The following is a 14,624-nucleotide window of genomic DNA, read 5'->3' on the forward strand; positions in this document are numbered from 1 at the left end:
GCTGACACAGTGATCAAGGGGTTTACGCCGTTCGGCGTAAACCCCTTGATCATGTCCGGGGATGTCCGTATCGTCCGGAGCGATGTACACGGGAACCGCGGTCTTCGACCTGCTGCTGCCGGGCGACTCACGGTCGCTCAAGGCCAAGAGATCATATGTCCGCCCCATCGTGGCGGCGCTGCGCCGGTTCGAGGTGTCGGCCGCCGAGGTGGGCGCGCTGGACCTGCACGGCCGGGCCGAGATCGGCGTGGCCGTGGTGGCCGCCGAGGCGGCCCACGTGCGCGAGGTGCTCGACTCCTGTGAGCGCCTGGTGGCCGCTCGCCCCGAGACCGAACTGCTGTCGGTGCGCCGCCGCTTGCACGGCGAGGACGACTGACGCCCGGGGTGGCCGTCGCCACCGGCGGTGCCGCGCGACCGGCCCGGCCGCGCGGGTAGTGTTCGACATGTTGGGCGGTCGGTCCCGGCGGTGCCCTGCGCCGTCGTGCCGGCCGGGAGCAGAACGCCCTGGAGGTGGGGGACATGACGGATCCGGCCAAGGTACGCCGGCACGCGGAGCGCATTCGCGAACTGGTCGCGTCGGTGGTGCGGAGCCAGATCAAGGACCCCCGGCTCGGCATGATCACCATCACCGACGCCCGGATCACCGCCGACCTGCGCGACGCCACCGTCTTCTACACGGTGCTCGGTGACGCGGCCGCCCAGGCCAGCACCGCCGCCGCCCTGGAGAGCGCCAAGGGCATGCTGCGCAGCACCGTCGGCAAGGCGCTCGGGCTGCGCCACTCGCCGACCCTGACCTTCGTCCTCGACGACGTGCAGGACCAGGTCAAGCACATCGACGACCTGCTCGCCGCGGCTCGCCAGTCCGACGCCGAGGTGCAGCGGCTGGCGGCCCAGGCCAAGTACGCGGGCGAGGCCCAGCCGTACCGGCTCGACGAGGACGAGGACGTCGAGGGCGACCAGGACGACGACGAGGGCACCCCGTCGGCCACGGATCGGCGGTGAGCGGCACCCCGGGCGCGGCCGGCGATCTGCTCACCGGGCCGGCCCGCACCGGCCCGGACGAGTCCGACTGGGCCGCCGCCGTCGCGGCGGTACGCCGGCTGCCGGCCGACGCCCGGGTGCTGCTGATCTGTCACGTCAACCCGGACGGCGACGCGCTGGGCAGCATGCTCGGCTTCGGGCTCGGGCTGCGCCGGCTCGGCGTACGGCACCTCCAGGCGACCTTCCCCGGGCCGCCCGAGGTGCCCGAGCCGTTCCGCTGGCTGCCGGGGCTCGACCTGCTGGTGCCGTCGACCGGGGCGTACCCGGATCCGGATCTGGTGGTCTGCTTCGACGCGGCGAGCGAGTCCCGGCTGGGTGAACTGATCGACCGCCTCGACACCGCCGGCGACGCGCTGGTCCTCGACCACCACGCCTCCAACACCCGGTTCGGCCGGGTGCACCTGGTCGATCCGGCGGCCGCGGCCACCTCGGTCGTCGTCGACGAGCTGCTCACCCGGCTCGACGTGCCGCTGGACGCGGAGATCGCCCAGTGCCTCTACGTCGCGCTGACCACCGACACCGGGTCGTTCCGGTTCGAGGCCACCACCCCCGCCGTGCACCAGTTCGCGGCCCGGCTGCTGGCCACCGGCATCCGCCCGGGGGACATCTCCCGCCAGGTCTTCGACACCCGGCCGTTCGGCGCCGTCCGGCTCTTCGGCGAGGTGCTGGGCCGGGCCCGCCTGGAGCCGTCGGCCGCCGCCGGTCACGGACTGGTCTGGACGTACGCGACCCAGGACGACCTGGCCCGGCACGACCAGCGCCCGTACGTGCTGGAGGCGCTGATCGACTCCGTGCGGTGCACCGCCGAAGCCGACGTGGCCTGCGTGCTCAAGCAGGTCGGCCCGGCCGAGTGGGCCGTGTCGATGCGCAGCAAGGGCGCGGTGAACGTGAGCGCCGTGGCGGTGGCGCTGGGCGGCGGCGGCCACCGGTTCGCCGCCGGGTTCACCGGGGCGGGCAGCGCCGAGGACGTGGTGCGCGCCATCCGGGCCGAGCTGGACGGCGCGCTGATCGCCCGCTGATCTCCGCGCGCCCCGACGTGTGTTGGTCTTCCCGCGCTGTGTGAGCGCGGGGAGAATCGGAGGATGGAGCAGCCCCCCGAGCTCACCGTCGACCTGCCGCGCGCCTGGGACCGTCCGGTGGTCACGGTGCCGGTGCTGGCCTGCCTCTCCCTGGTCGGTGGGCAGCTGCCGTCCTTCTCGACCCAGGCCAACCTGTGGACCCTGAGCACCGGCGGCACGCTGATCTGGCTCGGTCTGGGCAACCGGGTGCCGCGCCGGCCGGCGCCGCACCGGCTGGGGCGGGGCGCGCTCTGGTGGGTGCTGCCGGCGGCCGTCTTCGGCGTCCTCGAAGCGGCCACGTTCGTGCTGTCGGTCGGTAACGAGTTCCCCACCTTCTCCCGGCTCGCGGACCCGCTGCTCACCGACGAGCTGGTCCGCTCCGCCGCGTGGTTCGGCTGGCTGGCCGCCTTCTGGGGGCTGGTCCGGCGATGATGCGCACCCTGGCCGTCACCGGCTTCCTGGCCGCCCTGCTGCTCTTCGCCGCCGTCGAGTGGGCCTCCCGCCGCCCGGGCTCCCGGGTGCCGTCGCTCGGCGACGTCTGCGCGTACGTGATGCGGTACGAGGTCGGGCCGGTCCCGGTGGGCCGGATCGGCGTGTTCGGCTTCTGGTGGTGGCTGGGTTGGCACTTCCTGGCCCGGTGAGCGCCCGGCCGCCATCTGGTCCAGATGGCGGGAACTGTGGGCAGCATGTGGAACTGAACGTTAACTTGGGAAACGACCGGGCGCCGCGCCGCGACGCAGGTCGTGGGCGGTGGTGCCACACCCGGCGCCGCCTCCCTCCAGGGTCAGACCGACCCGGGCTCACGCTGCCAGGCGAGCCGCTCCGGTGATCCCGGACCGCCGTCGGGCGCTCAGCAGAACCCGCCCGTAGGGCCGCCGTCCCCGGTGGTCCGCGCCCTGGAAGGGAACTCCCATGCCGACCAAGCCCAAGCCCGAGACCACCGACGAGGCGCGCGAGCAGATGCGGCGCGCCCTGCAGACCTCGATGGACACCCGTCAGTGACGCTGCCCGACCGGCGGTGACGCCGCCGACGTCCCGCGTCGCCGACGTCACCGCCTCTCGGTCCTGTTCTCCGGCCCGGCGCCACCACCGGGCCCCAGCCCGACCCGGCTCGGCCCGTCGAGTCGCCCGCCTGTGGCGGCGAAGGCCGCAGCCTCCCGCATCCGAGCGGTCGAGGCCCCCGCCGTCCGACCCCTGGCCGGTAGCGTCGCCCGGTGCCTCGCATCCTGATCGTCGGCAGTTCGGGTGCCGGCAAGAGCACCCTCGCCCGCGCGGTCGCCCGCCGGCTCGACCTGCCGCTGATCCACCTCGACCGGCACTACTGGCGACCCGGCTGGATCCCCGCCGAGGACGCGGCCTTCCGCACCCAGGTCGCCGCGCTCGCCGCCGGTGAGCGCTGGGTGATGGACGGCAACTACGGCAGCACCCTCGATCTCCGCCTGCCCCGCGCCGACCTGTTGGTGCTGGTCGACCTGCCCTGGCCGCTCTGCCTCGCCCGGGTCGTCCGTCGCCGCTGGGACCGCCGCGCCGCCGACCGCCCCGACCTGCCCGCCGGCTGCCCCGAACGGCTCGACCTGGGCTTCCTGCGCTACATCTGGCGGTATCCCGGCCGCTCCCGGCCCCGGGTGTTCGCCGCGGTCGCCGCCCACGCACCGGAACTGCCGGTCGTCCGGCTGCGCAGCCGCCGCCAGGTCCGCCGCTGGCTCGACACCCTCCCCTCCCGCTGAACCCCCGGGCCCTGCCAGCCGTCCGCCGGCGGGCCGGCTCCCGGTCCCGTGATCGACGCGGAACGCGGCATGTCGGGGTCTTCTCGAGCGGGGCACCCCGACATGCCGCATCTGGAGTGGATCTCCCGGTCATGCGCAGGGGTCGAAGCCCGCTCAGAACGAGCCACCCGAAGTCACCGTAGGCGTAAGCGCTGACTGGTCTTGCGATCCTTACCTATCCCGTGCCAGGATCGGCGGCGATGAGTCAGACCGCCACCGCGATCGCGCCGCCGCGCCGGATCGCCGCCCTCGCCCTGCCCGCGCTGGTGGTGCTCGCCGCCGAACCGCTCTACGTGCTGGTCGACACCGCCGTGGTCGGGCACCTCGGCCGGGTGCCGCTCGCCGCGCTGGCCGTCGGCGGCACCGTGATGACCCTCACCGCCTGGCTGGGCACCGTGCTCGCGTACGGGATCACCGGACGGGCGGCCCGGCGGTTCGGTTCCGGCGACCGGGCGGCGGCGGTGGCCGAGGGCGTGCAGGCGTCCTGGCTCGCCCTCGGGGTGGGCGTGCTCGTCGCGCTCGCCATGCAGCTCGGCGGCGGGGCGCTGGCGCGTGCCCTCGCCGGGGGTGGTGACGACGTGGCCGGCGCGGCCGCGCAGTGGCTGCGGATCGCGGCGCTCGGCGCGCCCGGGCTGCTCCTCGCCGCCGCCGGCAACGGCTGGTTGCGCGGCATCCAGGACACCCGCCGCCCACTGGTCTTCGTGCTCGCGCCCAACCTGCTCTCCGCGCTGCTCTGCCCGCTGCTGGTGTACCCGGCCGGGCTCGGGCTGGCCGGCTCGGCGGTGGCCAACGCCGTCGCCCAGACCGTCTCCGGCGCGCTCTTCGCCGCGGCGCTGGTCCGCGAGCGGGTCTCCCTGCGGCCCCGGCCCCGGCTGATCCGGCAGCAGTTGGCGCTCAGCCGTGACCTGCTGGTCCGCGGCGTCGCGTTCCAGGCCAGCTTCCTCTCCGCCACGGCGGTTGCCGCGCGGTTCGGCGCCGCCGCCGTCGGCGCCCACCAGATCGCCCTGCAACTGTGGTTCTTCACCGCGCTGGTGCTCGACGCCCTCGCCATCGCGGCCCAGGCGCTGATCGGCGCCGCGCTCGGGGCCGGCGACGCCGCCGGGGCGCGGGCCCTCGCCCGCCGGTTCGCGCTGCTCGGCGGCGTTGCCGGCATCGGCTTCGCGGTGCTGATCGCCGCCGGGGCCGGCGTGGTGCCGTCCTGGTTCAGCTCCGATCCGCAGGTACGCGAGCAGGCCATGGTGGCCTGGCCCTGGTTCGTGGCGATGCAGCCACTGGCCGGCGTGGTCTTCGCCCTCGACGGCGTGCTCATCGGCGCCGGGGACGTGCGCTACCTGCGCAACCTCACCATCGTCGCGGCGCTCGGCGGCTTCCTGCCGGCGATCTGGCTCGCCCACGGGCTCGACCTGGGGCTCGGCGGGATCTGGGCCGGACTGACCCTGTTCATCGTGATCCGGCTGGTCGCGCTGCTGCTGCGGCTGCGCTCGGGCGGATGGGCGGTGACCGGCGCGGTCCGCTGACCGCAGTGGCCCGGGTGCGGTGACCCGCCGGGTCGCGCCTAGCCGTCGGTGCCGCCGTCCTGCGCAGCGCCGGCGGTGCCGGTGGGCGCGGGTGCCGGCGGTGCCTCCCCGCGGACCAGCCGGACGACGGCGACGCCGACCACGATCGTCAGCGCGACCAGGAGTACGGCGACGCCCACGACGAATCCGGCGCCGAGCTTGCCGCGGTGCCGCGCCCAGGTCAGCCGGCGGCGTTCCGCGCCGGTCAGCTCCTGCTCCGACCCGGTCTCGGCCATCCAGGACGGCAGCCGGACCGGCTCGTCGGCGGCGGCCACCGCGAACCGGTCGTGGGTCTTGCCGGGGGACCGTTCGTCCGTCATCGGGCGCCTCTTGAGTCGGGCGGAGGGAGCGGGCGCATGATCTTCGCACCCCGGCGGCCCGTCGCGTCGTCCCTGTCCGGATGCGGTCGTCCCGGCCGCCGATCGAACGCCAGCCCTCGCGACCCGCGGCCCGGACGGGCCCGGCCTCAGAGGCTGCCCTCGCGCATCCTGCCGAACAGGTAGGCCGCGCCCGCGACGAGCACCGTGGCGACGGCCGCGACGAACACGAACGACACGACCGCCGAGAGCACCGGGTGCCGCTCGCTGAACCGGGTGTGCTCCCGCCACCGCCACACCGCGCGCCGCAGCTCGCGCAGCACCGGTGTCCGGTCGAGCAGCTCGGAGAGCAGCCGGCCCGGGGTGCGGCGGGGCGGCTCGGGGTTGCGCATCCACTCCGGCAGGTCGACCCGGGCGCGGTGCTCGTGGGAGGGCGGGTTGCTCATCGGGACTCCGGGGGACGGTCGTGGGGACGCGAGGGGCATTGTGCCGTGCGGTGACGGCCCCGGCGACCCCGTCTGGCAGGCTTGGCGGTCGTGAGCGGTGACGGGCTGATCGTGGTGGACAAGCCGGGCGGCATGACGTCGCACGACGTGGTGGCGCGGATCCGCCGGCTGGCGCGGACCCGGCGGGTGGGGCACGGCGGCACCCTCGACCCGATGGCCACCGGCGTGCTGGTGATCGGGGTGGGCCGGGCGACCCGGCTGCTGACGTACGTGATCGGCGCCGGCAAGAGCTACACCGCCACGGTGCGGCTCGGGCAGGCCACCGTCACCGACGACGCCGAGGGCGACGTGATCGCCACCACCCCGGCCGGCCAGCTCACCGACGAGGCGGTCCGGGCGGCGTTCGCCGCGCTCGCCGGCGAGGTCGACCAGGTGCCCAGCGCGGTCAGCGCCATCAAAATCAACGGGCAGCGGGCCTACAAGCGGGTACGCGAGGGCGAGAGCGTCGAGCTGCCCGCCCGGCGGGTCACCATCTCCCGCCTCGACGTGCTGGCCGTCCGCCGGGACACCCCCGACGTGCTGGACGTGGACATCGACGTGACCTGCTCGTCCGGGACGTACATCCGGGCCATCGCGCGGGACGCGGGCCTGGCGCTCCAGGTCGGCGGGCACCTCACCGCGCTGCGGCGTACCGCGGTGGGTGGCTTCCGGCTGACCGAGGCCGCCACCCTCGACGAGCTGGAGCAGCGCGCCCCCGAGGTGGTCAACCTGCCGCTCGACGCGGCCGCCGACCGGTTCTTCCCGCGCCGGGAGGCCAGCGCCGACGAGGCGAAGGTGCTCTCCCACGGCGGGCCGCTCGACGCGGCCGGCATCGCCGGGCCGTACGCGGTCTTCGGTCCCGACGGCGGACTGATCGCTATCGTCAGCGAGCGGGACGGCCGGGCCCGCGCGGAGATCGTCCTCGCCCCGGCCTGACGGCGGTGGCGGGTGCGCCGGTCACGCGGCCGGCGCGGGTACCCGGCGAGGCCGGGGAAGCAGGGGAGGAGCGGCATGCAGCGGTGGCGGGGGTACGACGCGGCACCCGGTGGCTGGGGGCGTTCGGTCGTCACCATCGGCGTCTTCGACGGCGTGCACAAGGGGCACCAGGCGACCATCGGACACGCCGTGGCCCGGGCCCGGGAGCTGGGCGTGAAGTCGGTGGTGGTCACCTTCGACCCGCACCCGGCGGAGGTGGTCCGCCCGGGCTCGCACCCCGCCGTGCTCACCGAGCCGGCCCGCAAGGCGGAGCTGATCGAGGCCCTCGGCGTCGACGTGCTCTGCGTGGTGCCGTTCACCCCGGAGTTCTCCCGGCTGCCGGCGGAGGCGTTCGTGCACGACGTCCTGGTCGAGCACCTGCACGCCGCGCTGGTGGTGGTGGGGGACAACTTCCGGTTCGGGCACCGGGCGGCCGGCGACGTGGCGCTGCTGACCCGGCTCGGCCGCACCTTCGGCTTCGGCGTGGAGGGCGCGCCGCTGGTGGCCGAGGCCGGCACCGTGTTCTCCTCGACGTACATCCGCTCCTGCGTCGACGCCGGCGACGTGGCCGCCGCGGCCGCCGCGCTGGGCCGCCCGCACCGGCTGGAGGGGGTGGTGGTCCGGGGCGACCAGCGCGGACGTGAGCTGGGTTACCCCACCGCCAACCTGCTCCGCCACCGGTACGCCGCGGTCCCCGCCGACGGGGTGTACGCCGCTCGGATGGTGCGGCGGGGTCAGCCGGAGCCCCTGGTCGCCGCGGTGTCGATCGGCACCAACCCGACCTTCTCCGGTCGGGAGCGGCGGGTGGAGGCGTACGCGCTGGACTTCTCCGGCGACCTGTACGGCGAGCGGCTGGCCCTGGACTTCGTCGCGCACCTGCGGGAGCAGCGCCGGTACGACTCCATCGAGCCCCTCCTGGCGCAGATCGCCGAGGACGTCGAGCGGACCCGCCGGGCGGTCGGCTGAGCGCGCCGCGGGCGGCTTTGCCGACCTTGACCGGATCGGACCGGGCCGGACTGGTAGTCTGGCGGGGACGTCGGCTGACCGACGTGGGGCCTCGCGTGCCTGCACGACGCCGCGGGTGCGAGGTACCGGTCCGTTCCGGTCTCCTGACCGGTTCGACGGACACCAGTGATCAACCCACCGAAACAGGGAGAACATGGCGCTCGACCAGGAAGCCAAGGCCACGATCCGTGCGGAGTACGCGACCGCCGAGGGCGACACCGGTTCGCCGGAGGTGCAGGTCGCGGTCCTCACCAAGCGGATCGCCGAGCTGACCGAGCACCTGAAGGTGCACAAGCACGACCACCACAGCCGCCGCGGGCTGCTGCTGCTGGTCGGCCGGCGCCGTCGGCTGCTCAACTACGTCCAGAAGAAGGACATCAACCGCTACCGGTCGCTCATCGAGCGACTCGGTCTGCGCCGGTGACGTGACGGGGGAGCGGCCTGCGGCCGCTCCCCCGTTCCGGTACCACTGAAGAACAGGGCCGCGCGACCACCCGAGAGGGAGCCGGTCAGCGTACCGGTCTCCGGTAGTGGCCTCCGGGCACCCCGGCATCACGCCGGTCACCCGGGCGCTTCGATCGAAGACCGGCCGTCTGAGCAGCTCCCGTGTCGTGGGCCCCCGACGCGAAGGAGCACGACAGCACCATGACCGAGACCAACCTCGGCACCGAATCCCGTACCGCTGTGATCGACAACGGGTCCTTCGGCACCCGTGAGATCACCTTCTCCACCGGCCGGCTGGCCCGTCAGGCCGCCGGTTCGGTCGTCGCCCAGCTGGGCGAGACCGTGGTCCTCTCCGCCACCACCGCCGGCAAGCAGCCGAAGGAGCAGTTCGACTTCTTCCCGCTGACCGTCGACGTCGAGGAGCGGATGTACGCCGCGGGCCGGATCCCCGGCTCGTTCTTCCGCCGCGAGGGTCGCCCCAGCGAGGACGCGATCCTCACCTGCCGGCTGATCGACCGGCCGCTGCGCCCGTCGTTCGTCAAGGGCCTGCGCAACGAGGTCCAGGTCGTCGAGACCGTCCTCGCGCTCGACCCGCAGCACCCGTACGACGTCGTGGCGATCAACGCCGCCTCGATGTCGACCAAGCTCTCCGGCCTGCCGTTCTCCGGCCCGATCGGGGCCACCCGGATGGCGCACGTCGACGGCCAGTGGATCGCCTTCCCGACCATCGACGAGCTGGCCCGGGCCACCTTCGACATGGTGGTGGCCGGCCGCGCCCTGCCCGACGGCGACGTCGCGATCATGATGGTCGAGGCCGAGGCCACCGAGCACACCGTGGCGCTGGTCGCCGGCGGCGCCCCGGCCCCGACCGAGGAGGTCGTGGCCAGCGGCCTGGAGGCCGCCAAGCCGGCCATCCGCGAGCTGTGCCGCGCGCAGAGCGAGCTGGCCGAGGTGGCCGCCAAGCCGGTCGCCGAGTTCCCGGTCTTCCTGGACTACCAGGACGACGTGTACGCGGCGGTGGCCGAGCTGGCCCGCGCCGACGTGGCCGAGGCGCTCACCATCGCCGGCAAGGCCGCCCGCGAGGAGGCCCTGGACCGGGTCAAGGCCCGGGTCGCCGAGGAGCTCGGCGGTCGGTTCGAGGGCCGGGAGAAGGAGCTCAGCGCCGCCTTCCGGTCGCTGACCAAGTCCGAGGTCCGCAACCGGGTGCTGCGCGAGCAGATCCGCATCGACGGCCGCGGCCCGCGCGACATCCGCCCGCTGACCGCCGAGGTCGGCGTGCTGCCCCGGGTGCACGGTTCGGCGCTGTTCGAGCGGGGCGAGACCCAGATCCTGGGCGTCACCACGCTGAACATGCTGCGCATGGAGCAGTCGCTGGACACCCTCTCCCCGGAGAAGTCCAAGCGCTACATGCACAACTACAACTTCCCGCCGTACTCGACCGGTGAGACCGGCCGGGTCGGTTCGCCGAAGCGGCGCGAGATCGGCCACGGCGCGCTCGCCGAGCGGGCGCTGATCCCGGTGCTGCCGGCGCGCGAGGAGTTCCCGTACGCCATCCGGCAGGTCTCCGAGGCGCTCGGCTCCAACGGCTCCACCTCGATGGGTTCGGTCTGCGCCTCCACGCTGGGCCTGCTGTCGGCCGGTGTGCCGCTGAAGGCGCCGGTCGCCGGCATCGCCATGGGCCTCATCTCCGACGAGGTCGAGGGCAAGACCCAGTACGTGACGCTGACCGACATCCTCGGTGCCGAGGACGCGTTCGGTGACATGGACTTCAAGGTCGCCGGCACCCGGGAGTTCGTCACCGCGCTGCAGCTCGACACCAAGCTCGACGGCATCCCGTCGGACGTGCTGGCCGCCGCGCTCCAGCAGGCGTACGAGGCCCGGCAGACGATCCTCGACGTGATGCAGGCGGCGATCGAGGCTCCGGCCGAGATGTCGGACTACGCGCCGCGGGTCACCACGGTCAAGATCCCGGTCGACAAGATCGGCATGGTGATCGGCCCGAAGGGCCAGACCATCAACGCCATCCAGGACGAGACCGGTGCCGAGATCTCCATCGAGGACGACGGCACGATCTACGTCGGCGCGACCAACGGCCCGTCGGCCCAGGCCGCGGTGGACCGGATCAACGGCATCGCCAACCCGACCCTGCCGAAGGTGGGGGAGCGGTTCCTCGGCACGGTGGTCAAGACGGCCGCGTTCGGCGCGTTCGTCTCGCTGCTGCCGGGCCGCGACGGCCTGCTGCACATCTCCAAGGTGGGCGACGGCAAGCGGGTCGAGAAGGTCGAGGACTTCCTCAACGTCGGCGACAAGGTCGAGGTCGAGATCGCGGACATCGACGCCCGCGGCAAGATCTACCTGGACAAGGTCCGCCCGGAGGGCGCCGAGGCGCCGGCCGCCGGCGAGGCCGCCGGTGGCGAGCGTCCGGCCGGCCGGGGTGGCGACCGCGGCGGTGACCGTGGCCCGCGCGGCGGCGGCGACCGGGGCGGTCGTGCCCCGGAGCGCGGCGACCGGCCCCAGGGCGGCGGCGAGGGTGGCGAGGGCGGCGAGCGTCCGCGTCGCCGGACCCGGCACAGCTGACCCACCCGCGCCACAGCACCACCCACCCCTCGTCAACTGAAAGCAGGTTTCCGTGAGTCGGGCCCAGCGTTCGTCTTTTCCTGCGGGTCGACGGGGGGTGGGGCCGTCCGGAGCCGTCCGGCGCGCCACCGGGACGCAAGCCGGTCGCGCGGGGTCGGGCCGGGCGGTCACCCGCACGCTGAGTGACGACCCGCTGGGCGGCACGGTACGTCGTACCGTGCTGCCCAGCGGGTTGCGCGTGCTCACCGAGGCGATCCCGGCGATGCGCAGCGTCTCGTTCGGCATCTGGGTGGCGGTCGGCTCGCGGGACGAGACCGGTCCGCAGGCCGGCGCGGCGCACTTCCTGGAGCACCTGCTCTTCAAGGGCACCCACAAGCGCGGCGCGCTGGAGATCTCCTCGGAGATCGAGGCGGTGGGCGGCGAGACCAACGCCTTCACCACCAAGGAATACACCTGCTACTACGCCCGCGTGCTGGACGAGGACCTGCCGCTGGCGATCGACGTCATGTGCGACCTGGTGGCCGACTCGGTGATCGAGGCGGCCGACGTGGAGACCGAGCGCGGCGTCATCCTCGAAGAGATCGCCATGCACGACGACGAGCCCGGCGACGAGGTGCACGACCTCTTCGCCCGCGCCGTCTACGGCGACCACCCCCTGGGCCGGCTGATCTCCGGCACCGAGGAGACCGTCACCCCGATGACCCGGCGGCAGATCCACAGCTTCTACCGGCGCCGGTACACCGCGCCGCAGATCGTCATCGCCGCCGCCGGCAACCTGGACCACGCCACCGTGGTCAAGCTGGTCCGCCAGGCGCTGCGCGGCACCCCGCTGGACACCGACCCGGCGACCCCGGCTCCGCACCGGCCGGCCACCCCGGCGGTACGCACCAGGCCGGCCGCCACCCTGGTGGAGCCGAAGGAGTCCGAGCAGGCGCACGTCATCCTCGGCTGCCCCGGCATCGACCGCCTCGACGAGCGGCGCTTCGCCCTCGGCGTGCTCAACAACGTCCTCGGCGGCGGCATGTCCAGCCGGCTGTTCCAGGAGATCCGCGAGCAGCGTGGCCTGGCCTACTCGGTCTACTCGTACGCCAGCCAGTACGCCGACAGTGGCCTCTTCGCCGTCTACGCCGGCTGTGCGCCGGGCAAGGTGGACGAGGTGCTGCAGCTGACCCGCGCCGAGCTGGCGCGGGTGGCCGCCGAGGGGATCACCGCGGCCGAGCTGGCCCGGGGCAAGGGCATGAGCAAGGGATCGTTCGTGCTGGGCCTGGAGGACACCGGCTCGCGGATGAGCCGGCTGGCCAAGGGAGAACTGCTCTACGGCGACCTGATGCCGGTGGACGAGCTGCTCACCCGGGTCGACGCGGTCACCCTGGCGGACGTGAACACGCTCGCCGCCGAGCTGCTGAGCCGGCCGATGTCCCTGGCCGTCGTCGGCCCGTTCGGCGAGCACGACTTCTCCGCCTGACCCGCCCGACCGGCGGTGCCGACCCGCGCGCCGGGTCCGCCGCGCGTGGATCACCGGCGTCCCATGGGACGTGGGTGGTCCCGGCGGGTGACCGCGTCCCGATTGGGATAGGTTGTGCCCCGTGACTGACGAGCAGGAGAAGGGCCTGGACGAGCCGATCCGGGTCGGCGTGCTGGGTGCCCGGGGCCGGATGGGCGTCGAGGTGTGCAAGGCGGTCGACGCGGCCTCCGACATGGACCTGGTGGCGATGGTCGACCAGGGCGACTGGCTGTTCAACGCCTCCGACGCGGGTGCCGAGGTGGTCGTCGACTTCACCACCCCCGACGTCGTCATGGACAACCTGCACTGGTGCATCGACCAGGGCATCAGCGCGGTGGTCGGCACCACCGGCTTCACCGAGCAGCGGATCGAGCGGGTGCGCGGTTGGCTGGAGCGCAAGCCGGGCGTCGGCGTGGTGATCGCCCCGAACTTCGGCATCGGCGCGGTGCTGATGATGCAGTTCGCCGCGCGGGCCGCCCGGCACTTCGAGTCCGTCGAGATCATCGAGCAGCACCACCCGCGCAAGCTCGACGCCCCCAGCGGCACCGCCACCCACACCGCCCGCCGGATCGCCCGGGCGCGCGCCGACGCCGGTCTCGGCCCGTCGCCGGACGCCACCTCCGACGAGGTGCCGGGCGCGCGCGGCGCCGACATCGACGGGGTACGCGTGCACGCCGTGCGGGCCACCGGGCTGGTCGCCCACCAGGAGGTGCTCTTCGGCACCACCGGCGAGACGCTGACCATCCGGCACGACTCGTACGACCGGGCCTCGTTCATGCCCGGCGTGCTGCTGGCCGTCCGCGCGGTGCGTACCCGCCCGGGCCTGACCATCGGCCTGGACTCGCTGCTCGACTGAGCGTCCGCCCGCCGGCCCGGGTCGCGGGCCGGCGGTCGCGCCGGCAGGTGCGCAACGGCGGTCAAGCGCGCCCGCCACCCTCGGGTGCAGGCTGTTCGCATGACGACGGACGGACTGGCCCGCATCCTGCACTGGGTGCAGGTGGGCGTGGACGATCCCGGCGTCAGCCCGGCCGACTTGGCGGCCCGGGCGCACCTGTCCCGGTTCCACTTCGACCGGCTCGTCGCGGCGGCCACCGGAGAACCGCCCGGCGCGATGCGCCGCCGGCTGCTGCTGGAGCGCGCGGCGCACCGGCTCACCACCACCGACCGGACCGTCCTCGACGTCGCCGTCGAGGCCGGGTACGGCTCCCACGAGGCGTTCAGCCGCGCCTTCCTGCGCTCCTACGGCGCGTCGCCGACCCAGGTCCGGCGGCGCCGGCCACTCACCTTCCGCGAGCTGGAGCTGCCCTGTCCCAGCGGCGTGCACTTCCAGCCCCCCGGTGGCCTGCGGCTGCCGGGCACCCACGAGGAGACCGCCATGGACGTGTTGCAACATCTCGTCGACCACCACGTCGCCACCCTGTCCGCCGTCATCGAGCGGGCCGCCACCCTCGATGACGAGGTGCTCGACCGGCCCGTCACCGTCTCGGTGGAGACCATCGACGACCGACCGACCCTCCGTTCCCTGATCAACGCCATGGTGACCCAGGAGGAGCACTGGCTGTCGGCGTTGCGCGGGGGCGGCTGGCCCGACGAGAGCGACCGGTCGATCGTCGGACTGTCCGCCCGGCACGAGGTGGCCGGGCGGGACTGGCGGGCCTTCGTCGCCCGGACGCTCGCCGACGGCACGCTGGCCGACACCTTCGTCGACACCACCTGCTCGCCGCCGACCACGCACACCCTGGGCGGCACGATCGGACACGTGATCACCTTCGCCGCGGTGCGCCGCACCCTCGCCATCGGAGCGCTGCGCACCGCCGGCATCACCGACCTCGGGGCCGGCGACCCGCGGCCGTACCTGGACGCCCGGGCTGACTGAGCCGGACGGTCGAGGCGCAC

Annotated in this window: 16 protein-coding genes; 14 read left to right on the forward strand and 2 right to left on the reverse strand. The window is 74.0% G+C overall.

Going from position 1 to position 14,624, the window contains the following annotated elements; translation table 11 throughout:
• Positions 1-82 precede the first annotated feature (82 nt).
• The 7 genes from V6U89_RS02300 (at position 83) to V6U89_RS02330 (ending at position 5,382) form a co-directional block, all read left to right on the forward strand.
• Entirely contained in the window at positions 83-376 is a 294-nt protein-coding gene (locus V6U89_RS02300) for a DUF503 domain-containing protein (RefSeq protein WP_334568893.1), read from the forward strand.
• Positions 377-519: 143 nt separating this feature from the next.
• A complete protein-coding gene (rbfA, locus tag V6U89_RS02305) occupies positions 520-1,002 on the forward strand; it encodes a 30S ribosome-binding factor RbfA (protein ID WP_334568894.1) in 483 nt (160 codons plus the stop codon).
• Between the two features lie 26 nt (positions 1,003-1,028).
• Positions 1,029-2,060: a DHH family phosphoesterase gene (locus V6U89_RS02310; protein WP_334568985.1), complete on the forward strand. Its 1,032-nt coding sequence runs from the start codon at positions 1,029-1,031 to the stop codon at positions 2,058-2,060.
• A 63-nt stretch (positions 2,061-2,123) separates the two neighbouring features.
• Positions 2,124-2,531 (forward strand): hypothetical protein, encoded by a 408-nt coding sequence (locus V6U89_RS02315; protein WP_334568895.1) that lies wholly within the window; start codon positions 2,124-2,126, stop codon positions 2,529-2,531.
• A complete protein-coding gene (locus V6U89_RS02320) occupies positions 2,531-2,740 on the forward strand; it encodes a DUF6186 family protein (protein WP_334568986.1) in 210 nt (69 codons plus the stop codon). The genes V6U89_RS02315 and V6U89_RS02320 overlap by 1 nt, the downstream gene beginning before the upstream one ends.
• Positions 2,741-3,313: 573 nt before the next feature.
• Positions 3,314-3,826: an AAA family ATPase gene (locus V6U89_RS02325; RefSeq protein ID WP_334568896.1), complete on the forward strand. Its 513-nt coding sequence runs from the start codon at positions 3,314-3,316 to the stop codon at positions 3,824-3,826.
• A gap of 239 nt (positions 3,827-4,065) precedes the next feature.
• Entirely contained in the window at positions 4,066-5,382 is a 1,317-nt protein-coding gene (locus V6U89_RS02330) for an MATE family efflux transporter (protein WP_334568897.1), read from the forward strand.
• A 38-nt stretch (positions 5,383-5,420) separates the two neighbouring features.
• On the opposite strand, the gene V6U89_RS02335 is transcribed toward V6U89_RS02330, so the two are convergent.
• On the reverse strand, positions 5,421-5,741 hold the full coding sequence (locus V6U89_RS02335) for a hypothetical protein (RefSeq protein ID WP_334568898.1): 321 nt from the start codon (positions 5,739-5,741) through the stop codon (positions 5,421-5,423).
• A 146-nt stretch (positions 5,742-5,887) separates the two neighbouring features.
• Positions 5,888-6,184, reverse strand: coding sequence for a hypothetical protein (locus tag V6U89_RS02340; protein ID WP_334568900.1), 297 nt, complete (start codon positions 6,182-6,184; stop codon positions 5,888-5,890).
• A 90-nt stretch (positions 6,185-6,274) separates the two neighbouring features.
• On the opposite strand from V6U89_RS02340, the gene truB reads away from it, so the two are divergent.
• The 7 genes from truB to V6U89_RS02375 all read left to right on the forward strand — a co-directional run bounded on the left by truB (position 6,275) and on the right by V6U89_RS02375 (position 14,604).
• The gene (gene truB / locus V6U89_RS02345; protein ID WP_334568902.1) at positions 6,275-7,159 is read left to right on the forward strand and encodes a tRNA pseudouridine(55) synthase TruB; all 885 of its coding nucleotides are present in this window, start codon (positions 6,275-6,277) and stop codon (positions 7,157-7,159) included.
• 75 nt (positions 7,160-7,234) lie between these two features.
• A complete protein-coding gene (locus V6U89_RS02350) occupies positions 7,235-8,164 on the forward strand; it encodes a bifunctional riboflavin kinase/FAD synthetase (RefSeq protein WP_334568904.1) in 930 nt (309 codons plus the stop codon).
• A 193-nt stretch (positions 8,165-8,357) separates the two neighbouring features.
• Positions 8,358-8,627: a 30S ribosomal protein S15 gene (rpsO, locus tag V6U89_RS02355; RefSeq protein ID WP_088963411.1), complete on the forward strand. Its 270-nt coding sequence runs from the start codon at positions 8,358-8,360 to the stop codon at positions 8,625-8,627.
• Between the two features lie 221 nt (positions 8,628-8,848).
• Positions 8,849-11,224 carry a polyribonucleotide nucleotidyltransferase gene (locus tag V6U89_RS02360; protein ID WP_334568987.1) on the forward strand — a complete coding sequence of 792 codons (2,376 nt, stop codon included), beginning with the start codon at positions 8,849-8,851 and terminating at the stop codon, positions 11,222-11,224.
• Between the two features lie 97 nt (positions 11,225-11,321).
• On the forward strand, positions 11,322-12,689 hold the full coding sequence (locus V6U89_RS02365; RefSeq protein ID WP_334568906.1) for a M16 family metallopeptidase: 1,368 nt from the start codon (positions 11,322-11,324) through the stop codon (positions 12,687-12,689).
• 121 nt (positions 12,690-12,810) lie between these two features.
• Complete coding sequence (gene dapB / locus V6U89_RS02370; protein WP_334568907.1) at positions 12,811-13,584, forward strand: 4-hydroxy-tetrahydrodipicolinate reductase; 774 nt, start codon at positions 12,811-12,813, stop codon at positions 13,582-13,584.
• 99 nt (positions 13,585-13,683) lie between these two features.
• Entirely contained in the window at positions 13,684-14,604 is a 921-nt protein-coding gene (locus V6U89_RS02375; protein WP_334568908.1) for an AraC family transcriptional regulator, read from the forward strand.
• The last annotated feature ends 20 nt before the right edge of the window (positions 14,605-14,624 follow it).

The sequence above is a fragment of the Micromonospora sp. CPCC 206171 genome (assembly GCF_036906755.1).
Classification (GTDB): Bacteria; Actinomycetota; Actinomycetes; order Mycobacteriales; family Micromonosporaceae; genus Micromonospora; species Micromonospora purpureochromogenes.